Below are 19,065 nucleotides of genomic sequence, written 5' to 3' on the forward strand. Positions count from 1 at the left end.
ATCTTTGACGAGGACTTCGCCCATGTTCCTGTTCATGATGATCGCTGCGTGCTACGGCGTGCTCCAGCTCGCCGTGCTGGGGTCGCCGACGCGATCGGTTCGGATCGCCAACCTACTACTGGCCGTCACGGTCGGGCTCTACGGTTGCGGCGCGGTCGCCGTCGTCCTGCAGTTGCTGTACACCCGCAGTGTCGCGGCGCTGACGAGTACGCCGGTCGGCGAGGTGGTACGCACGGCTAGTTTCACGATGGACCCGATCATCGAGGAGGTCGTGAAGGTCCTCCCGCTGCTGATCCTGGTGCTGTCCCGTCGTATCCGGGCGCAGTGGAGCCTTACCGACTACCTGCTGATCGGGGCGGCCACCGGGGCGGGCTTCGCGCTCGTCGAGGCCACCATGCGCTGGAGCCACCGGGCCGGCCAAGCCGTCGGCGACGTGTTCCACGGCTACACCGTTGGCGCGGGCCTCTTCGGCGGTGGCCAGCACATTCCCGGCCCGCTCAGCACGCTGCTGTCCTGGCTGCCCGCGCCGGTCGGTGACGCCGAGGCGTACCTGCTCAACGGCTCGTTGACGACTAACCTGCATCTGGCCTGGAGCGCACTGGCCGGGTTCGGCGTCGGGCTGCTCGTCCGCGGCCGCGGCTGGCAGCGCTGGCTCGGCGTACTCCCGTGGGCGTTCGCCGCGCTCGATCACATGGCGTTCAACCATGAGCTGGTCCACCCGGGTGAGGGCGGGATCTGGTTCTTCGTCGGCGGGGTACGCCTGCTGGAGCATGTGCTGTGGTTGCTTCCGCTGGCCTTGCTCGCGGTCGCGGTGGTGGTGGACTGGCAACAGTTGCGGGCTGGCAAGGCCGCACTGCCCGACGTGTTGTTGCCCGGGGAGCGGACGGGACAGCCGAGTCTGGCCGTATTGGGCAGGTTCGCCACCGTCGGCCTGCCCTGGACGCCTTTCATCGCGATGCGTTTCGTGCTCGTACGCCGAGCCCTTGTGTACGCCCACGCACGCGACACGACAGTCGCCGACGGACTGCTCGGGCAGGTACGCGCGGTGCGGGAGCAGATGGAGCGGGCAAGTGACGCGGCGGTCTGGCGTGCGATGGCGGCCCGCCGGGCACAGGCCGCCCCGGCGCGCCCGCGAGGGAGTCTGCTCGGCCGCTACTGGAAGGTCGGCGTGTCGCTGATCCTCGCGGTGCCGTCCGTATTCTTTCTGGTCCTCGGCGGGTTCCCGGCGACCTCGGGCATCCAGAAGCTGATGGCGACCGAGGTGGTATTCGCCGTACTGACGATCTTCTCGATCGCCGCGCTCGCCATGGTGGCGTGGAGCGTGTTCGTGACGGCTCGCCGGATGCCCGCCGCCTTCCGGGAGGCGTACGCCGACCCGGCCGTCAGCACCTCGTTCCGCACGGGGGTAGGGGCAGGCTCCCTCGGTGTGGGCCTGCTGGGCATGTCGAAGGTCATCGGCGGAGCCGGGGCGACCGGGCACCCGGTATCCAATGTGCACATCCTCGACGCGATCAGCCAGATGACCAACATTCTGGCGTTGGGCCTGCTTGCACTGTCCCTGTTGGCACTGTTCGCGGCCTTCATGGGTGGCACTGGTGGGCTCGGCGGCGCGCTCGTCATGGCGGCTGCCCGGATCAGCATGCTGGAACTGCTGCAGATGATCGCCATCGCCGGCATGAGCGTCATGGGCGCGCTCGGTCTCATCCTCGCCATGGCTGCCGGCGGTGGTTCGGGCACTGGCTCCGGCGAAGGCGAAGGCTCCGGAGAAGGGGAGGGTGAGGGCGAGGGCGAGTCGGAAAGCGAACGCCAAGCCCGCGAACAACGCGAACGCCGACAGGAGTACGAGGACAAGTACGGCGAGGAATACGGCGAAGAGCCGGGCGGTGACCAGCGCATCAGCGACGGCAACAAGATGGAGCTGGAAGACTCCGGCTGGCTCAAGGACGAGGTGCCGAACCCCGACGTACGCCGCAGGTTCATGGACTGGCTGCAGCGTGGCCACGAAGTCGGCGAGGAACACGTCCACCTGCGACCCGGATCCCGGGAAGCCGCTCAGGCTCTGGAGGAGTTCTTCCAGGAGTTCCCGGAGCTGCGGCCGTGAGCGTCATCCTGAGGTGTACGGGGACGAAATGCCGCGGGCACGGGCCGGGCCGTGCTCACGGAGCATGGCCAGGAGCCCGGGGAAGCGTTGTTCCACCTCGTCGTAACGTAGCGTCACCAGCCGACGGATGCCGTCGACGCGCGTGCGGATGAGGCCGGCATCGCGCAGCACCTTGATGTGGTGCGACAGGGTGGACTTACCGATGGTGACGCCGGTTTCTCTGAGGACGTCGCTGCCGCAGGTCCAGTCCCCGGCCGCGTCGAGTGCTCGCACGAAGGTGAGCCGTACGGGGTCGGCGAGCGCGCTGAGCACGACGTCGATCGTCACGGTCTCGATGGCGGGTTCGGTCACCTCGGTCACGAGACGAAGCGTAGCCGCCTCTTGCGTAAAGTTCGACTGAGGTCGTACGGTACGATGCAGATCGAACCGTACGACGCAAATCGAACATTGGACGGATCATGAAGGCGATCATCTACCGCGACAACGGCGGCCCCGACGTTCTCCAACTCGTCGAACGTGACCAACCCACACCGCAGCCCGGCACAGTCCGCGTCCGGGTCGCCGTGTCCGGGGTCAACCCAACCGACTGGCAGGCCCGCTCCGGCACCGCCCACCGCAAGCTCTTCCCCGAGATCACCCCGCACCTCGACGGCGCAGGCGTGATCGACGCCGTCGGTGAGGGCGTCGATGTCGGCCGGGTCGGGCAGCGCGTGTGGCTGTTCATGGCCGCCGCCGGGAGACCCACCGGCACGGCCGCCGAGTTCACCGTCGTGCCCGCCGAGCAGGCCGTGCCGCTGCCCGACGAAGCCGGCTTCGACGTCGGTGCGTCGCTCGGCGTACCCGCGCTCACCGCACACCGTGCACTGACCGTCGCCGAGGACGGGCCGCGCCGCCTGCACCCCGGCGCGCTCGACGGCAGGGTGGTGCTCGCCGCCGGCGGGGCCGGTGCGGTCGGGCACGCGGTCATCCAGCTCGCCCGATGGGCAGGCGCCACCGTGATCAGCACGGTCAGCGGCCCGGAGAAGGCAAAGCTGGCCACCGCGGCCGGCGCCCATCATGTGATCAATTATCGCGAGACCGACCCGGCCGCCGCCATCCGTGCGATCGCCCCCCACGGCGTCGACATCGTCGCCGAGGTGGCGCTGGGCGCGAACCTCGCCCTGGACCTGGCCGTGCTGCGTACACGCGGCACGATCGCGACCTACGCCAACGAGGGCGGACAACCGGTCGAGCTGAACGTGGGGCAAAACATGGTGCTGAACACCCGCTTGCAATTCCTCGTGCTCTACACGGCCGGCCCGCAAGCGCGCGCCACAGCCGTCGAGGACGTCGCCGCAGCGGTCCACGACGGTGCCCTGCCGGTCGGCAAGGAGCACGGCCTGCCACTAATCCGCTTCCCGCTGCATCGCACCGCCGACGCCCATCGGGCAGTGGAGACCGGCACGGTCGGCAAGGTGCTGGTGGACGTCACACCCTGAGATTCAGCCAGTAGCCGCAGCTCCGACGTCGGCGTTCGAGCCGACGATCAGTCAGGGGCTTACCGACCCCGCTGGCAATCGCCGGTGAGGACCTGGGATCGTGTCACACATGATCATGCTGGATGCCTTCCGGGCTGCTGCCCAGCAGCAGGCGATGCCACACGATGACATCGAGTGGTGGCTGCGACTCGCGCGCCCCTGCCTGTACCTGAGCCGTGATGGGTCCGGCCCGGTGGTCGGATATTTCGGCGGCCGCCCGGCGCTGCCCGCCACGGTCGTCTGGCCTGAGGGAATGGTTCACCTGGCTACGCTCGACCTGGCCGCAGTCCCACACGGCTCGACGGACCTCGATCTTCCCGCTGACGGCGCCCTGCTGTTCTTCGCCGCGCCGAGCATGACCTCCACTGTCGGTCGCGTCATCCACGTGCCGGCCGGTGCTGCGGTCGTCGAAGCCGAGCCACCCGGCTCCACTGTGTACGACCGCTTCCCCCTGCACGCCAACGCGGACTGGAGCTTGCCGGGGGATCCCACCGACAGCCCCGAGTACCGACACGATCGACCGGACGAGGACGAGTACATCGACATCGTGTGGTATCTCGACCGGCCCGAGGCGGCGTTGATCCTCGGTGGGTACGGCACTTCGAACACCGGTGGATTGGGCGTTCCGGTCCGGTCTCCGGAAATCGAGGTGTTGCTGGCTCAGTTCTATCTGGGTGAGGTCGAGGTCGGCGAGGACTTCGAGACCGACCTCGCCACCGTCTTCTACGTGATCGGTCGGGACGATCTCGCCGCTGCTCTGTTCGATCGAGTTTCCATGTCCACCGACTTCCACGGGTGAGCAGAACGGAATCGGTGTGATCATCAGCCGCCGGCGGGCTGAAACAACTCGATCAGATTGAGGGCCGGGTCGGCGAGCAGGATCTGTCGCCCGCCCGGTCCGGACACCAGGTCGCTGCTGAACGCGACGCCTGCCGTTCGCAGCCTTTCGACCTCGGCGTCCAGGTCCTCGACGACCAGGTGGATGCGGTTACGGCCGGGAGTCGCATGGTCGGCGGGCGTGGCGCGGGCGCCAGAGCTGGCCGGGCCCGAGACAAGCAGCCGCAGCGAACCCCGAATGACGTCGGCGAACGCAGACCCGGCACTCGTGTTCTCCCGGAATCCCAGATGCGTGGTGTAGAACTCGACGGCGGCCTGCACGTCGTCAACGATGTAACGGACACTGACGTACTTATCCGCTTCGGACATGGGGACCTCCTCGGGCGGGCTCTGGCGGCCTGTACCCGCGGTCCCGCGCGCATAACCCGGCCGGTCGGCGGCTGACCGGCGCACGCCGGTCGTCGCGGCGTCGGCCGGGATGTCGGGGGTGGTGGAGGCGGCATTCACCATGGGCGACCTGCCGCCTCGCACCCACCGGAAGGAACCTCAGCGCTCCGCAGACCGCGTACGCCGCCGGGCCGCCACGCCGAGCAAGACGACACCGGCGAGCACCAGCCCGATCGCCCACCACAGCACGCGGCCGACCTGATCGCCGGTGTTGGCCAGGGTCGGACCGGTCGGCGAGACCGACGGCGCGGGCGAGAAGGTGTTGGTGATCGTGACCGTCGCGTCCTCGTCGAGTTCGAACTCGGGGTACTGGGCGCTCGGCTGGCCGTCGCCGACGGTGTAGGCGACCGTCCACCCGGCGGGCAGGGAGGCGTTGTCCTCCTGGACGGCGCACGTCGAACCGACCGCGATGTCGGAGACCTGGACGGTGCCGCCGGCAGCGACGTCGACAACCTGCGGGGTGACCTGCCCGTTGATCTCGCCGGTCGGGTCGCCGTGGTCGTCCTCGCAGGTGATGCCCACGGTGAAGCCGGCCGGGACGGTCGTGCCCGTCGCGTCGACCACCTTGGTGACGTTCAGGCTGGTCTTCTCCACGTCGATCTTGGAGTAGTTGTTGACGACGACCGCGACGAGCGGGTCGTCGCCCTTGACCACACCGGTCGTCGCCGCGCTGGCCGGGATGTAGGTGACGGTGCTGCCGTCGGGGAAGGTGTCCGTGTTCTGTTCGGCGACGGTGCATACGGTGCCGTCGGGGATCAGGTCCAGCTTCTCCTGCCCGGCGATCGCCGCGCCACCACCGGAGTTGAAGGTGACGTCGAACGGCGGGAAACCGGTGCAGCTGACCGTCACGGTGTAGGTGGTCGGCAAGTCCTCGACCGGTACGCCGGGGGGCGGGATCACGACCTTGCTCAGGACGGCGTGCTCGTTCGTGCCGGGCTGTTCCTCGAGGTGGTAGCAGACGAACCAGTGACTGATGTCGGGGACGTTGCCGCCGTTGGTCAGCGGCGACTGGTAGTTCTGGTCCGGCGGCAGCGTCGGCGGCACATACGGCGCGCGGTAGACGTTGTAGCCGTCGCCGCCCTTGACGACCACGGCGTCGACGACCACGCCCGCCGCGGTGCCGGCCGGGGTGATGGCGACGTTGACGTACTTGCCGCCGGAGGTCGTCCCAACCACGTACTGGTCCTGGGCGCCGGCGTCGCCCTGCCCGCCGACCTGGATGTCGTCGTCCGGTACGCCGGTCAGAGCCGCGCACGTGGTCACGTTGCCGTCGTGGAATTCGGCGCGGCTGTCCGACGGCTGGGCGTACACCTTCGGCGGCTGGAAGCCGGGGGCCTGAGCAGTTGCCCCGGTCGGCAGGGCCAACGCGGCCGCCAGCGCCAGGATTCCGATGCCGATGGCGCGTCCTCGGCGTGTCGTCATGTGAAAGTTCCCCTTGATTCGGATCTCGGCGGCTTCTCCGCGATGTGACCAGCGGGAATGCTCGACAACGCGACCAGCCGGAGTGTGCTGGGGCGCGACCGGCGGATGTTCGGCAGCGCAACCAGCCGGACAATACCGGCATAGGATGCCTATATGGAGGTTCTGCCTCGGTGAGTCGCGCCGCGAAACCGCCGACATGAGATGTTTTGCGCGCTTATCCTGGCGGAACGTCGCCCTAGATGTCGGCGCGACAGGATGCGGGGGAGGGCGCTGGCTCATGAGACCGCGGCTGGGCCGTCCACGCCCCGGCGACGTCGGAGCCGGGCTGGTGACCGGGCTGTTCAGCATCCCGGAGGGCATGGCGTACGCCTCGATCGCGGGTTTCAATCCGATCGCTGGGCTGTTCGCGGGAGTGGTGCCCGCCGTCGTCGGCTCGCTGACCGCCCGGACCGTCCTCATGGTCACCACGCTGACCAGCGCGATCGCGCTCACCGCCAACAGCGTGCTCACCGACGCCCGGCTGGAGTTCACCGCCGGGAACATCGCCGCGCTCGCGGTGCTCACCGGCCTCGTGATGCTCCTGCTAGGACTGTTGCGGCTCGGCGTCGTGCTCAATTTCGTCTCGCACGCTGTCATGACCGGCTTCTCGCTCGGCATCGCGGTGCAGATCATCGTGGGGGTCCTCAAGGACGCGACCGGCTACCACCCGCAAGGCGGCAACAAGCTGGTCCAGCTCGCCGACGCGCTCACTCACATCGGCTCCTGGCAGGCCGCGGCGGTCGCGGTCAGCGCCGGCACCGTCGTGGTCTGGGCCGTTGCTCATCTGGTACGCCGACTGCAAACCGTCGCCCTCCTGGCCGCGATGGTCGTCGTGACCGCGGTCGTGGCAATCCTCGGTACGCACGTCGAGCTCGTCTCCGACATCGCCGACATCCCCGCCGCCCTGCCGAAGCTGAGCCTCCCCGACTGGGGCAGTATGCCGACCCTGGCCGGGGGAGCAGTGGCGGTCGCCTTGGTCGCGCTCGCGCAGGCGGCCAGCATCGCACCCAGTGTGCCGAACCCCGACCGATCGCGTACTGACACCAATAGCGACTTCGTCAGCCAAGGGTTGGCCAACGTGGCGGGCGGGCTGTTCCAGGCGCTGCCGGTCGGTGGGTCGTTGTCGCGTACCGGGGTGTCGGTGTCCGCTGGGGCGAAGACGCGCTGGGCCGGCATCTTCTCCGGCGTCTGGCTGGCCCTCATCGTGCTCGCCTTCGCGCCGCTCGCCGAGCGCATCCCGATGCCGGTCATCGGCGGACTCATCATGGTGGTCGGAGCGGAGATCATCTACGGGCGGCGGCGCGACGTCGCACTGGTCTGGCGTACCTCGAAATTGTCGACCGCGGCGATGGTGGTGACCTTCCTCGCCACCACCGGCCTGCCGCTCCAGCGGGCGATCATCCTCGGCGCAGTGCTGTCGCTGCTGCTCTACTGCGTGCAAGCCGCCCGCCAAGCTCACTTGGTCGCCCTTGTCCAGCAACGGGATGGCAAATGGCGTACCAGTGAAGTTCCGAAGAGATTGCCCGGACGAGCCGTGACCGTCTTGCACTACGGCGGCGCGAGTCTGTTCGCGGAGCTGCCGGGCATCGACCAGCAGTGGCCCGATCCCGAGCCGGCCTCGGCGTCGCCGGGAGCGGGACCGGTGGTCGTGCTGTCGTTCCGCGGCCTGCCCGACGTGCCCTCGGCGACCATGATCAAGGTTCTCCATCGCCGAGCCGATCAGCTGCGCGAAGCGGGCGGCCGGCTCATGATCGCGGGCGCGACTCCGTTGCTCGCGAAGACCCTGGAGGCCTCGCAGCTGACCGACGCGCTGGGGCCTGACTCGGTGTTCGTCGCGGACGAGACGATCTTCGCGGCCCTCGACCACGCGGTCGCCGGCGCGACCACCTGGCTGCAGCACCCGGCACAATGACGGTGTGATCACGCGGGTGAGGTGGCTGACAAAGGGCCTTCGATCACAAGGTTCAGTGACTGCCGTCCGGACTTGATCCCTCCGCAATCCGCCCAGACGTGAAAATCGGTCTCAAAGCGCAACCCCTGCGGATCGGTGTGCTGAACGCCTTCGAGGTTGAACGTCACGACGGTTCCCGCGTTGATGGCGGTTGGAGCGCCCACCAGCCCACGGCCGAGGTCGGACTCGGCGATACAGGACACGGCGTCGTCGCTGCCGCGATTGACGACATCGAACCAGACCTTCACCTCCTGATCGCCCGTCCGGCTGACCGACCCCACCTTGTCGACGTGGGCCTCGGTGACTTCGAGGACCACGTCTGGACTCGCCTGGAGCGACCGCATGACGACTGCCGCCGCAAAGAGGAGCACAGTGCAAGCCGAGGTGGCGATCAGGACGCGTACGCCGGTCGACATTGCAACCTCCGAGTGCGCGGGTGGCACGAACCGTAGCACCACGGCGCACCTTCGACGCTGCTGTTCCGCGGGACAGCCCTCCTTCGCGGGAGATGCCGACGCCGGTGGTACGCCATCGACGTTTCCGGAGCCCGGAGACGTCGATGGCGTACCACCCGAGCGGAGCCCGACCTCGGCCGGCGCGTTCGAGACGGGAACGCCCAACGCGGAAGCGGCTATGGTGGCCCCCATGAATCGGGGAGAACTCACTGCCAACGGCGTACGACTGTCCTTTTTGGAGGAAGGTGACGCAGGCGAGCCAGTAGTACTCCTATTGCACGGGTTGCCGAGCGACGCGACCACGTGGGAGCACACCATGTCCGGGCTCGCGCCGACGCACCACGCGTACGCGCTGGATCAACGAGGCCAGGGACGCAGTGATTGGCCGGGGGAGTACTCGTTCGAGCTCATGCGCGACGATGTGCTCGGCTTCGCTGACGGGCTCGGGCTGCGGGAGGTGACGCTGGTCGGTCACTCCGCTGGTGGGACCGTCGCGTGCCTGGTCGCGCAGGAGCGCCCGTCGTGGCTGGCGCGGCTGGTCGTGGAGGACTCGCCGCCGCCGCGTCCGGGTGCATTCGTCATCCCGGTGCCGGATCGGCCCGAGCACGAGCTGGACTACGACTGGCCGGTGATGCCGAGCCTGCTCAGGCAGCTCAACGAGCCAGATCCGGCCTGGTGGGAGCGGCTGGCGGAGATCGCCGTGCCCACCCTGCTGATCAGCGGAGGCGCAACGAGCCCGCTGCCGGTTGGGCTGGCTGCCGAAGCGGTGGCGCGGATTCCCGACGCCAAGCTGGTCACCATCGAGGCGGGACACCAAGTGCACCGCGTACGCCCGGAGGAGTTCCTGGCCGAATTGCGGGCGTTCCTGCCGCTGTGATCGGCGTACGATCTTCGGTCATCTGATGGTCCTGCCCGAGCGCCGGAAGCTGAGTGAGTAGCGGCGGGGTCAGCGCGGTTGCACGTCGCTCAACGGCACTGACGCATCGGCGAGTACGCCGAGGTCAACCGGCTGGCGAGTGCGGATCAGCCGCTGGATGTCGTCGGTGACGTCCCAGACGTTGACGTTCATCCCGGCGAGCACCCGCCCACTCCGCGTCCAGAATGCGACGAACTCGCGCCGATCGAGGTCGCCCCGGATCACCAGTTCGTCGGCGTCGCCGGGCGCGGCGAATCCGGCGTACTCCGCGCCGAGGTCGTATTGGTCGGTGAAGAAGAACGGCAGCCGATCGCCGGGCACCGGCAGGCCGAGCATCGCGCGCGCCGCCTCGGGTCCGCCGTCGAGCGCGTTGGCCCAATGCTCGGTGCGGATGTGACGGCCGAAGACGGGATGGAACGCACACGCGACGTCGCCCGCGGCGAAGATGTCCGGGTCGGAGGTGCGGTGTTGCGAGTCGACGACGACACCGTTGCCGACGTCGAGGCCCGCGCGTACGGCGAGGTCGTCGTTCGGGCGCGCGCCGACGCCGACCACCACGACGTCCGCGGGCAGCGTAGTGCCGTCCGCGAGCACGACCGATCGCACGCTGCCGTCGCCGTCGAACCGGCTGACCTGCGCGTCGAAATGGAATCGCACGCCGTTCGCGCGATGCAGGTCCGCGAAGACGCGCGCCAGGTCAGCGCCCAGCACGCCGAGCAGCGGCAGGCTCGCGGTCTCCACGACCGTCACGTCGGCGCCGCGCGTGCGGGCCGCCGCGGCGATCTCCAGGCCGATCCAGCCCGCTCCCACGATCAGCACGTGTACGCCGTCAAGCAGTGCACTGGATATGCGATCACTGTCAGCCAGAGTGCGCAGATAGCGCACGCCGTCCAGGTCGGCTCCGGGTACGCCCAGCCGCCGCGGGCTGGAGCCCGTCGCCAGCAGCAGTTTGTCGTAGCCGAGCTGGTCACCGGCCTCGGTCGTGATCCGGTGCGCGTTGCGGTCGATGTCGACCACGGTCGTCGCTGTCCGGACCTGGACGCTGCTTTCGGCGTACCAGTTGGATTTGTGCACGTAGATCTCGTCGCGCGGCGTCGAGCCCAGCAGGAGGCCCTTGGACAGCGGCGGCCGTTCGTAGGGCAGTTCGGCCTCGGTGCCGATCAGCGTGATGTCGCCGTCGAAGCCCTCGTCGCGGAGGGTTTGCGCGGCCTTGGCCCCGGCGAGCCCGGCGCCGATGATGACGTGTCGCATGTGGACGTCCTTTCGAGACGGTCAGCGGGGCTGAGTCAGCGCGAGGAATTCGGCGCGGGAGCGGGCGTCGTCGCGCAGCGCGCCGAGCAAGGTGGAGGTGACGGTGGTGGCCCCGGTCGCCTGGACGCCGCGCAGCGTCATGCAGAGATGCTCGGCCTGGATGACCACCCCGACGCCCTTGGGAGCCAGCTGCCCGGACAGCCAGTCGGCGATCTGTTTGGTGAGGCGTTCCTGCACCTGCGGGCCGTGCGCGAACAGTTCGACGACGCGGGCGAGTTTGGACAGCCCGATGATGCGCTCGCCCGGCAGGTAGCCGACGTGCGCGACGCCGACGAACGGCAGCAGATGGTGTTCGCACACGGATCGGATCGGGATGTCGCGGGCGAGCACGAGTTCGTCGTAGCCCTCGTCGTTGGGGAATGTCGTCGGCCGGAACGGGCGGGGGCTGAGCAGGTCGGCGTAGGCGCGGGCCATCCGGGCCGGCGTCTCGCGCATGCTCTCCGAGTCGACGTCCAGCCCGAGCGCCGTCAGGAACGCGGTCGCCGCCACCTCGGCGGCGACGAGGTCACGGTCCGCCCGCGGCCGCACGGCAGTCAGCTGCATGATCACTCCCATGTTTTCGCCAACTGGAGTTGGTCTTAATCGCATCCTGCATCCGGAGCGCCGTTATTTCAATAGCCGACACTGGTGATATTCTGTCGGCGTGGCGGAACAGGTGTGGCAGTCGGTGTCGGCGCTGGCCGACCCGGTCCGGCGCGCCCTGTTCGACCACGTACGCCGTCAGCACCGCCCGGTGACGCGGGAGGAGGCCGCCGACGCCTGCGGCGTCTCACGCAACCTCGCCGCGTTCCACCTCGACAAACTCGCCGAGACCGGACTGCTGCGCACGGCGTACGAGGCACCCGCGGATCGGCCTCGGGGCCGGGGGCGGACCCCGAAGGTCTACTCGGCCGGGGACGACTTCGAAGTCGTGATCCCGCCCCGTCGCTACGAACTCATCGCCAGCGTCCTCGCCGCTGCGGTCGCCCGGCAGCCGGCCGACGCCGGCCAGGCCGCCCGGGAAGAGGCGTACGCCCGCGGCCAGCTGCGCAGCAGTTCGGTCAAAGGCCTCGACGCGGCCGCACAGACGCTGGACGACCTCGGCTTCGAACCGGCGCTCGAATCCGGCGAGACCGACCGGCTGATCCTGCGCAACTGCCCGTTCCACGCGCTGGCCGCCGAGCAGACCGACCTCGTCTGCGGGCTGAACCATGCGTACGTCGAGGGACTGCTGTCGAACGATCCGTCGCTCACCGCGCGGTTGGCTCCCCGGCCGGACGCGTGCTGCGTCGAGATCTGCGGCCGTTCGGGTACTTAGAGCCTGTTGATAGGGCCATGATCAGCGGAAGATTCGCGGTGCCATGACCCCACATTTTCTCCGTTGATCTCCGTCAAGAACGTCGGACGCCGAGCGTGGCTCCGGCCGACGCGGCCACGACGGACAACACGGCGATCCACTGGGACCAGTCCAGTGACTCCTGCAGCACGACGAGGCCGATCAGCGCGGCCACCGCCGGTTCCAGGCTCATGAGGATGCCGAAGACGCTCGGCGGGATCCGGCGCAGCGCCTCGAGATCCAGGGTGTAGGGGATCACCGAGGACAGCAGCGCGACGCCGACGCCCGCGATCAGCACCCAGGGCTGCAGCAACGAGGTCCCCGCATCGACGACGCCGAACGGCACCGCGATGCCGGCTGCGATCGCCATGCCCAGGGCCAGCCCGTTGCCTTCGGTCGTATGCCGACCCAGCGCCGCGCCGATGAGGATGTACAGACCCCACAGTGTTCCGGCGGCCAGCGCGAACAGGAAACCGGCGAGGTTCAAGCCCCCGCCGCCCTCCATCAGCAGGACCACCCCGCCGCCTGCGAGCGCGACCCAGACGACGTCGAGCCAGCGCCGTGATCCGGCCAGCGCCACCGCCAGCGGCCCGAGGAATTCGACGGTCACCGCGATGCCGAGCGGGATCCGGGCCAGGGCCAGGTAGAAGCACAGGTTCATCAGGCCGAGGATCACGCCGTAGCCGAGCACGATCGTCCAGGCCCGGCGGCTCAGGCGTACCGAGGGTCGCCAGACGAGCAACAGCACCGCCGCCGCGAAGAACAGGCGCAGCGCCACCGTCCCGAAGCTGCCCACCGCGGGAAACAGGTGCTTGGCGACGGCCGAGCCCAGCTGGACGCTGACGATGCCGAGGAGCACCAGCACCGTGGGCGGAACCGCGCCGAAGACGCGGCTGCTCGGCGACGGATTCGGATCAGGCACGGCTCGACGATAATCGGATCATGGAGGAACTTGCTGAGCAGGTCACGCCGACCGAGGTGTTCCACCGCCTCGTTCACGCGGTGTGCGACGAGCGCTGGGACGATGCGATCGCCCTGTACGCCGACCGCACGCACGTGTCGCATCCGTTCGCGGAGGATCCGGGGCCGATGCTGAGTCAGGAGGAGCTCCGGCACCATTTCACGCCACCGCCGGGCTGGGTCTCGCCGATCCGGCGGCAGCCCGCCGACATTCTCGTACACGAGACGGCGGATCCCGAGGTCATCGTCGCCGAATTCGCGTACCGGGGCGTCAATGTCGCCAGCGGTCAGCCGTTCGCCATCCCGTGTGTGTTCGTCATGCGTGTGCGCGACGGACTGATCGTCGAGTCCCGCGACTACATCGACCATGTTCGGTCGGCTCGGGCCCGATCCTGAGCTGTCCCGTTCTGTTCCGTACTGCCCCGATTCACAGTGTGCTGTATTCAGCAAGTGCTGTACTGTCATCGATGTGAGGACCCTCGACGAAGCCATCCCCGTGGCCACCCGTGGGCAGGTGCTGGCCCGGTTCGGCCACGCCCTGTCCGACCCGACCCGGGCCCGGCTGCTGCTGGCGTTGCGGGAGGGCCCGGCGTACCCGTCGGACCTGGCCGACCTGCTCGGGGTGTCGCGGCAGAGCCTGTCCAACCACCTCGCCTGCCTGCGCGGCTGCGGGCTGGTCGTCGCGGTCGCCGAGGGTCGCCGCTCCCGTTATGAGCTGTCGGACCAGCGGCTGGCGCACGCCCTCGGCGACCTGCTCGGCCTGGTGCTGGCGGTCGACCCGACGGTCTGCCCCTGACCTTTCCACTGATCGCACACCCATCCGGTGATCTTGGCGAGAAACGGCTGTCCTGACCGCCATTTCTCGCCAAGGTCACCTCGCACGCGACCCGGGCGGCTTCAGCCCTGTCGGGTTCCGCAGTGGCAGGTCTCGCACTGGTTCCGGCAATGATCAGGCGTTTCAGCTACGCCCGGTAAGCTGCGTCCGCTCTTGACCTTGCTTGCTGGATCTGACTTGAGGTGACGTGAACGGTGCCGCCGATGCGTGATCGTCTCGCCGGTTGGCCGGCCCGCCTGCTGCTGCGAGTCCTGGTCGTCGTCGCTGCGTCGGCCGGTGTGGTGTGGCCGGCGTCGGCGGCGCAGGCGCACGAGGTGGCCGGGGCCGGGGCGACCAACTTCCGCACGACGTTGTCTGCGCTCGCTCCGGCGGTCAGCGGAGTCAGCCTCTCTGTGGTGGAGAACGGATCGCGGCTGCAGGCGGTCAACGTGACCGGCGAGGACCTGATCGTCCAGGGCTACACCGGTGAGCCGTACGCCAAGATCGGCCCGGACGGCGTGTTCGTCAACGACAACTCACCGGCCACCTACCTCAACACCGACCGGTACGCGACGACGGTGGTTCCGTCCGGAGTGGACGGCAAGGGCGAGCCGCGCTGGCGGAAGGTGTCGAGCGAAAACGTCTACCGATGGCACGATCACCGCATCCACTGGATGCTCAAGACGCTCCCCGCGCCGGTGGCCGCCGATCCGTCGGCCGAGCATCGGGTGAGCGACTGGACGGTGGCGCTCGACTACGGCGGCCAGACGTTGACGGCGACCGGATCGCTGGACTGGGTGCCCGGCCCGTCGCCGACGCTGTGGCTGCTTCTCGCCATGGCCATTGCGATCCTCGTCGGCGCGGGCGGGATTCTGCCGCGTGGCGGCTACCGGTTGCTCGCGGCCGGAACAGGTCTGCTGCTCGCCGCCGACCTGCTGCACTCGGCCGGAGTCGCGGTCGCCGAGACGGGCAGTCTGGCGCAACGCCTCGGCGCCCTCTTCGGAGCCGACGCCATCGCGCTGTTCGTCTGGCCGTTCGGCATCCTGGCTGCTTGGCGGCTCGCGTACGCGTCCCGCTTCGCCGCGGTTGTGGCCGCGTGCGTCGGAACACTGCTCGGCTTCTCGATGGCGTTGGACGACGCCCCGGTGTGGTGGCGCTCCTCCGCGCCGACCGGACTCAGCATGACGGTCGACCGGGTGACCGTCGCGGTCGTGATCGGGGCGAGCGCCGGGCTGATCATCGCCGTCGCCGCGCTCGGCTTGCGGTCGGCTCTTCGGCGCGCCGCGGCGGTCACTGCCGCTGAGGCGGCCGCTGCTGTGGCGCGCTCGGGCACGGCGACTGGTGAGTCCGATGTGGACGCGGCGACGCAGCCGGCGAGCGAGCCCGTCGGGTCTCTTTCCCGCGATGACGGCGACGAGGGCGGCGACACCGGCCGTGGGGCGGCTAGCGACGGCGGTGGCAGGGAGGGCGATGTCGTCGCCGTCGGAGAGAGCGGGCCGTCCGGGGTCGCGCGGCGCAGCGTCGCAGGTTATCTGGCGGCCAGTGGCGTAGGCGTCGTCGCGGGTGCAGCGGTCGGAATCGGGCTGCGTACGGGGGATGCTCCGGTTTCGGCGTCCACCTCCACAACCGGTCCGGCGCTGTCTGACGTCGGTGCGGCGCGAGTGGCGTACCACGGATTGCGTCAGGCGGGCATCGCGGTGCCGGTCCGGCCGCAGGCGCACAGCTGGGTGGCCGCGTTCGACCTCGTCGACGGCGTCGACGCCAAGGCGTTGCAAGGCCTGCTTCGGCAGTGGTCGGCGGCTGCCGCCCGGCTCGCCGACGGGCAGGGTGTCGGCCAACCCGACGATCACCTGGTCACCGGCTCGGGACCCTGCGCGCTGACGGTCACCTTCGGGTTCGGGCCGAGCTTGTTCGGCAAGGCAGGCATACCGGAGACGGCGCGACCGGTTGCGCTCGCTCCGCTGCCCGCGTTCACCGGCGAGCGGCTCGATCCGGGGGCGAGCGACGGTGACCTCGGCGTCGTCGTGGCGGCCGACGATCCGCTGGTGGTCTTTCACGCGGCGCGGGTGCTGGAGCGCATCGCCGCGCCGGTCGCACGGGTGCGCTGGCGGCAGACGGGGTTCGCCGCGACGCCGGGCGCGACCGCGCTGGGCAGCACCGGCCGCAATCTCATGGGCCAGGTGGACGGCACTAACAATCCGAAACCCGCGGACCCAGACTTCGCCGCCAAGGTGTTCGTCACCGGCGACGATCAGCCGGCCTGGCTGCGCCAGGGCTCCTACCTGGTCGTACGCCGCATCCGGATGCTGCTCGACGACTGGGATCGGCTGACCCTGGACGCGCAGCAGAAGGTCATCGGCCGACGCAAGGACACCGGCGCGCCGCTGTCCGGTGGACAGGAGACCACCCCGGCCAACTACGGGACTACCCAGGCCGACGGTTCACCAGTGATCCCGGTGAACGCCCACATCCGGATGGCGGCACCGGCGTTCAACAACGGCGCGGCCATGCTGCGACGAGGCTGGTCGTACGCCGACGGCGACCGGGCCGGGTTGCTCTTCTTGGCGTACCAGGCTGATCCGAGACGTGGCTTCATCCCGGTCCAGCAACGGCTGGCCGGCAACGACGCGCTGTCGAGGTTCATCCGGCACGAGGCGAGTGCCTTGTTCGCCGTTCCGGGTGGCGTACCGGACGGCGGATTCGTCGGCCAAGACCTGTTCGGGAAGGACGCGGCATGATCCGGCGGCTGGTCGCTCTCCTCACGGTGGTGAGCCTGTCCGGATGTGCGATCTGGGGCACCGAGGGCGGTCCCAGTGGTGCCGGAGCGGCGAAGCCGACTGCCACGGCGGAGGCGTCGTCCGTGCCGGTGACCGCTTCGCGAGGGGCGGACGGCGTACAGCGCATCGAGATCACCATCGGTGACGACCTGCGACTGCGACCCGACACCGTACGCGCGACCACCGGCACGATCGAGATCACCTTCCGGAACAGCGGTGTCACGCCGCACGACATCAGCGTCGACACCGTTCCCGCGGTGGACGGCGGGAACGTCAACGGCGGGGACACCCGGACGGTCACCGTCACCGTGACGCAGCCCGGCACCTATCCGATGCCGTGTGCGTACCACGTGACGTCGGGCATGCAGGGCACGCTTGAGATCGTCGATCCGTCCTAGCGGCGGCCGGTCAGTCTCGCCCGGGCCGCGGCGTACGCGTCGTCGTCGATCTCGCCGCGCGCGTAGCGGCGGTCGAGGATCTCCAGCGGGGATTCCCGGCGGGCGCGCACTCGCACGGCTTCCTGGCGGGGGAGCAGTCGCGCGATCGCCCAGATGCCGGCGGCGACCAGCGCGATCCATACCAGCGGCATCAGCATCATCCAGCCGCTGCCGAGCCCATATCCGCTCATCATGGCCCTGCCTCCCAACCGCCGATCCGTCTGGACCTACCTCCAGGGTGGCCCGGACGAACGCCGGGTGCAAGGGGACAAAGTCCCGCCGTATGCGTATCCTGGCGCGGTGCGGATGATCGACAAGGCGCGCCCGGCTCTGCCGCTGCGGTTGCTGCTGATCATCCTGCTGCTCGTCGGGCTCGCGTACGCGACGGGGCGGCACTGCGCCGAAGACCACGCGCTCGGCGTTCCCGCGACGACGGCGGCGACGGTGGATCACCTCCCGGGTCTGCACACCGATTCACACCATCCGGCGACGCCCGGTGAACTGCTCGGACTTTGCCTCACCATGCTGGCCGGGATCGCGGGCGCGATGGTGCTCCTCACCGCCCCGGCCCGCCGGTGGGCCGGACTAGGCGTGCCACGCGCTGTTCGGGTCGTCCGGATGGCGGCCGATCGATCTCCGGTTCTGGCGCAACTAGGCATCTCGCGCACGTAGGAGCGGCGCGTCACGGCGTTCCCATACGCGGAACGCGACGCTGCCTGCCGTCCGCTGCCGTTGATCCCTTCAGAACCCCGCGTACTCCCGCGGAAACGGAGACCCCCGTAATGCATCGACTTCTGCGTGCCATCCTCACACTTACCGCCCTGGTCGCCGCCACGATCGGCCTGGGTGGCCCGGCCGCCGCCGCACCGTCCGTCGCTGAACTCGAGCGGCAGATCGACGCCGCCTGGAACAAGCTCGAGCCGATCATCGAGCAGTACGACATGATCCACGGACAACTGACCGCGAACCGGGCCAAGGTCGCCACGCTCAACAAGCAGCTCGGCCCGCTCGAACTGCAGATCCACTTGTCCGCGGCGGGACTGAACGACGCGGCGGCCACCATGTACATGGGTGGCCAGATGTCACGGCTCAACGCGCTGTTGTCCGCGCCCGATCCGGGCGACTTCGCCGACAAGATGACCACGCTGGAACTGCTCGCCCAGTCCGAGCGGCAGCAGATCGCAGGCGTCGTCGTGATGCGCGACAAGTACGCCGCCGACAAGGCGAGACTGGACGCGCTCGTAGCCGAGCTGGCGGGCCAGGACACCGCGTTGGCGGCGCAGAAGAAGACGATCGAGAAGCAGATCTCGGCGTTGCAGAAGTTGCGCCAGCAGGTGTACGGCTCATCCGGCGCGGTCGGCAAACTCAAGCCCGTCGCGTGCCCGGTCGACTATCTCGGCGGCCCGGGCGGCACCGCGGCCAAGAAGGCGTGCAGCCTCATCGGCAAGCCCTACATCTGGGGCGCGGCCGGGCCGAGCGGCTACGACTGCTCCGGTCTGACGCTTACCGCATGGAAGGCGGCCGGCGTCACTCTGCGTCACTACACGAAGTGGCAGTGGGAGGACAACAAGCCGGTCTCCCGGGCCGACCTCCGCCCCGGCGACCTCGTGTTCTTCTTCTCCGACCTGCACCACATGGGCATCTACGTCGGCGGCGGCTGGATGGTCCACGCACCTACCACCGGCGATTTCGTCCGCATGGCGAAGATCGACAGCGCGTACCTGCCCATCGCGGGCTATCGGCGGGTGCCGGTGTGACGCAACCGT

Annotated in this window: 20 protein-coding genes; 12 read left to right on the plus strand and 8 right to left on the minus strand. The window is 69.2% G+C overall.

All coding sequences use genetic code 11. The annotated features are described in order from the left end of the window. Positions 1 to 34: 34 nt before the first annotated feature. Entirely contained in the window at positions 35 to 2,101 is a 2,067-nt protein-coding gene (locus HOV77_RS05920) for a PrsW family glutamic-type intramembrane protease (RefSeq protein WP_290858641.1), read from the plus strand. A 3-nt stretch (positions 2,102 to 2,104) separates the two neighbouring features. Here the strand turns inward: HOV77_RS05920 and HOV77_RS05925 are convergent, their stop codons facing one another. Further along, entirely contained in the window at positions 2,105 to 2,461 is a 357-nt protein-coding gene (locus HOV77_RS05925; RefSeq protein ID WP_290858643.1) for a metalloregulator ArsR/SmtB family transcription factor, read from the minus strand. A 98-nt stretch (positions 2,462 to 2,559) separates the two neighbouring features. On the opposite strand from HOV77_RS05925, the gene HOV77_RS05930 reads away from it, so the two are divergent. Further along, positions 2,560 to 3,579 (plus strand): NADPH:quinone reductase, encoded by a 1,020-nt coding sequence (locus tag HOV77_RS05930; RefSeq protein WP_290858645.1) that lies wholly within the window; start codon positions 2,560 to 2,562, stop codon positions 3,577 to 3,579. A 109-nt stretch (positions 3,580 to 3,688) separates the two neighbouring features. Further along, on the plus strand, positions 3,689 to 4,417 hold the full coding sequence (locus HOV77_RS05935) for a DUF1963 domain-containing protein (RefSeq protein WP_290858647.1): 729 nt from the start codon (positions 3,689 to 3,691) through the stop codon (positions 4,415 to 4,417). Between the two features lie 23 nt (positions 4,418 to 4,440). Here HOV77_RS05935 and HOV77_RS05940 read toward each other — a convergent pair whose 3' ends face one another. Both HOV77_RS05940 and HOV77_RS05945 read right to left on the minus strand, forming a co-directional pair. Further along, a complete protein-coding gene (locus tag HOV77_RS05940) occupies positions 4,441 to 4,965 on the minus strand; it encodes a VOC family protein (RefSeq protein ID WP_290858649.1) in 525 nt (174 codons plus the stop codon). Between the two features lie 36 nt (positions 4,966 to 5,001). After that, positions 5,002 to 6,324: a DUF5979 domain-containing protein gene (locus HOV77_RS05945; RefSeq protein WP_290858651.1), complete on the minus strand. Its 1,323-nt coding sequence runs from the start codon at positions 6,322 to 6,324 to the stop codon at positions 5,002 to 5,004. A gap of 277 nt (positions 6,325 to 6,601) precedes the next feature. On the opposite strand from HOV77_RS05945, the gene HOV77_RS05950 reads away from it, so the two are divergent. Next, complete coding sequence (locus HOV77_RS05950; protein WP_290858653.1) at positions 6,602 to 8,275, plus strand: SulP family inorganic anion transporter; 1,674 nt, start codon at positions 6,602 to 6,604, stop codon at positions 8,273 to 8,275. Between the two features lie 8 nt (positions 8,276 to 8,283). Here the strand turns inward: HOV77_RS05950 and HOV77_RS05955 are convergent, their stop codons facing one another. After that, positions 8,284 to 8,730: a hypothetical protein gene (locus HOV77_RS05955; protein ID WP_290858655.1), complete on the minus strand. Its 447-nt coding sequence runs from the start codon at positions 8,728 to 8,730 to the stop codon at positions 8,284 to 8,286. A gap of 229 nt (positions 8,731 to 8,959) precedes the next feature. On the opposite strand from HOV77_RS05955, the gene HOV77_RS05960 reads away from it, so the two are divergent. Further along, the gene (locus HOV77_RS05960; protein ID WP_290858657.1) at positions 8,960 to 9,646 is read left to right on the plus strand and encodes an alpha/beta hydrolase; all 687 of its coding nucleotides are present in this window, start codon (positions 8,960 to 8,962) and stop codon (positions 9,644 to 9,646) included. A gap of 69 nt (positions 9,647 to 9,715) precedes the next feature. Here the strand turns inward: HOV77_RS05960 and HOV77_RS05965 are convergent, their stop codons facing one another. Both HOV77_RS05965 and folE read right to left on the minus strand, forming a co-directional pair. Then, complete coding sequence (locus HOV77_RS05965; RefSeq protein WP_290858659.1) at positions 9,716 to 10,936, minus strand: FAD-dependent oxidoreductase; 1,221 nt, start codon at positions 10,934 to 10,936, stop codon at positions 9,716 to 9,718. 21 nt (positions 10,937 to 10,957) lie between these two features. Beyond that, a complete protein-coding gene (gene folE / locus HOV77_RS05970) occupies positions 10,958 to 11,539 on the minus strand; it encodes a GTP cyclohydrolase I FolE (protein WP_290858662.1) in 582 nt (193 codons plus the stop codon). A gap of 100 nt (positions 11,540 to 11,639) precedes the next feature. On the opposite strand from folE, the gene HOV77_RS05975 reads away from it, so the two are divergent. Beyond that, entirely contained in the window at positions 11,640 to 12,293 is a 654-nt protein-coding gene (locus HOV77_RS05975; protein WP_290858664.1) for a helix-turn-helix domain-containing protein, read from the plus strand. Between the two features lie 73 nt (positions 12,294 to 12,366). On the opposite strand, the gene HOV77_RS05980 is transcribed toward HOV77_RS05975, so the two are convergent. Next, a complete protein-coding gene (locus HOV77_RS05980) occupies positions 12,367 to 13,233 on the minus strand; it encodes a DMT family transporter (RefSeq protein ID WP_290858666.1) in 867 nt (288 codons plus the stop codon). A gap of 20 nt (positions 13,234 to 13,253) precedes the next feature. On the opposite strand from HOV77_RS05980, the gene HOV77_RS05985 reads away from it, so the two are divergent. The 4 genes from HOV77_RS05985 (at position 13,254) to HOV77_RS06000 (ending at position 17,260) form a co-directional block, all read left to right on the plus strand. Beyond that, on the plus strand, positions 13,254 to 13,667 hold the full coding sequence (locus HOV77_RS05985) for a nuclear transport factor 2 family protein (RefSeq protein ID WP_290858668.1): 414 nt from the start codon (positions 13,254 to 13,256) through the stop codon (positions 13,665 to 13,667). Between the two features lie 94 nt (positions 13,668 to 13,761). Continuing rightward, positions 13,762 to 14,067, plus strand: a complete 306-nt coding sequence (locus tag HOV77_RS05990) for a metalloregulator ArsR/SmtB family transcription factor (RefSeq protein ID WP_290859679.1) — start codon at positions 13,762 to 13,764, stop codon at positions 14,065 to 14,067. A gap of 242 nt (positions 14,068 to 14,309) precedes the next feature. Next, positions 14,310 to 16,823: a Dyp-type peroxidase gene (locus HOV77_RS05995; RefSeq protein WP_290858670.1), complete on the plus strand. Its 2,514-nt coding sequence runs from the start codon at positions 14,310 to 14,312 to the stop codon at positions 16,821 to 16,823. After that, a complete protein-coding gene (locus HOV77_RS06000) occupies positions 16,820 to 17,260 on the plus strand; it encodes a cupredoxin domain-containing protein (RefSeq protein ID WP_290858673.1) in 441 nt (146 codons plus the stop codon). Before HOV77_RS05995 ends, HOV77_RS06000 begins: the two co-directional genes overlap by 4 nt. On the opposite strand, the gene HOV77_RS06005 is transcribed toward HOV77_RS06000, so the two are convergent. Then, entirely contained in the window at positions 17,257 to 17,493 is a 237-nt protein-coding gene (locus HOV77_RS06005) for an SHOCT domain-containing protein (protein WP_290858675.1), read from the minus strand. The genes HOV77_RS06000 and HOV77_RS06005 overlap by 4 nt on opposite strands. Positions 17,494 to 17,599: 106 nt before the next feature. Here HOV77_RS06005 and HOV77_RS06010 point away from each other — a divergent pair, with 106 nt between their 5' ends. Beyond that, on the plus strand, positions 17,600 to 17,971 hold the full coding sequence (locus HOV77_RS06010; protein WP_290858677.1) for a hypothetical protein: 372 nt from the start codon (positions 17,600 to 17,602) through the stop codon (positions 17,969 to 17,971). 110 nt (positions 17,972 to 18,081) lie between these two features. Continuing rightward, complete coding sequence (locus HOV77_RS06015; protein WP_290858679.1) at positions 18,082 to 19,056, plus strand: C40 family peptidase; 975 nt, start codon at positions 18,082 to 18,084, stop codon at positions 19,054 to 19,056. Positions 19,057 to 19,065 lie beyond the last annotated feature (9 nt).

Origin of the sequence: Hamadaea sp., assembly GCF_013362815.1 — a bacterium.
In the GTDB taxonomy this organism is placed as follows: Bacteria; Actinomycetota; Actinomycetes; order Mycobacteriales; family Micromonosporaceae; genus Hamadaea.

What these genes read in the sequence shown, in the direction of transcription:
- HOV77_RS05960 (WP_290858657.1), top strand. Translation starts at nt 8,960, where the DNA reads ATGAATCGGGGAGAACTCACTGCCAACGGCGTACGACTGTCCTTTTTG.
- HOV77_RS06000 (WP_290858673.1), top strand. Translation starts at nt 16,820, where the DNA reads ATGATCCGGCGGCTGGTCGCTCTCCTCACGGTGGTGAGCCTGTCCGGA.
- HOV77_RS05965 (WP_290858659.1), bottom strand. Translation starts at nt 10,936, where the DNA reads ATGCGACACGTCATCATCGGCGCCGGGCTCGCCGGGGCCAAGGCCGCG.
- HOV77_RS05935 (WP_290858647.1), top strand. Translation starts at nt 3,689, where the DNA reads ATGATCATGCTGGATGCCTTCCGGGCTGCTGCCCAGCAGCAGGCGATG.
- HOV77_RS05995 (WP_290858670.1), top strand. Translation starts at nt 14,310, where the DNA reads ATGCGTGATCGTCTCGCCGGTTGGCCGGCCCGCCTGCTGCTGCGAGTC.
- HOV77_RS05930 (WP_290858645.1), top strand. Translation starts at nt 2,560, where the DNA reads ATGAAGGCGATCATCTACCGCGACAACGGCGGCCCCGACGTTCTCCAA.
- HOV77_RS05940 (WP_290858649.1), bottom strand. Translation starts at nt 4,965, where the DNA reads ATGGTGAATGCCGCCTCCACCACCCCCGACATCCCGGCCGACGCCGCG.
- HOV77_RS05945 (WP_290858651.1), bottom strand. Translation starts at nt 6,324, where the DNA reads ATGACGACACGCCGAGGACGCGCCATCGGCATCGGAATCCTGGCGCTG.
- HOV77_RS05955 (WP_290858655.1), bottom strand. Translation starts at nt 8,730, where the DNA reads ATGTCGACCGGCGTACGCGTCCTGATCGCCACCTCGGCTTGCACTGTG.
- HOV77_RS06015 (WP_290858679.1), top strand. Translation starts at nt 18,082, where the DNA reads ATGCATCGACTTCTGCGTGCCATCCTCACACTTACCGCCCTGGTCGCC.
- HOV77_RS05920 (WP_290858641.1), top strand. Translation starts at nt 35, where the DNA reads ATGATGATCGCTGCGTGCTACGGCGTGCTCCAGCTCGCCGTGCTGGGG.
- HOV77_RS05950 (WP_290858653.1), top strand. Translation starts at nt 6,602, where the DNA reads ATGAGACCGCGGCTGGGCCGTCCACGCCCCGGCGACGTCGGAGCCGGG.
- folE (WP_290858662.1), bottom strand. Translation starts at nt 11,539, where the DNA reads ATGCAGCTGACTGCCGTGCGGCCGCGGGCGGACCGTGACCTCGTCGCC.
- HOV77_RS06005 (WP_290858675.1), bottom strand. Translation starts at nt 17,493, where the DNA reads ATGATGAGCGGATATGGGCTCGGCAGCGGCTGGATGATGCTGATGCCG.
- HOV77_RS05985 (WP_290858668.1), top strand. Translation starts at nt 13,254, where the DNA reads ATGGAGGAACTTGCTGAGCAGGTCACGCCGACCGAGGTGTTCCACCGC.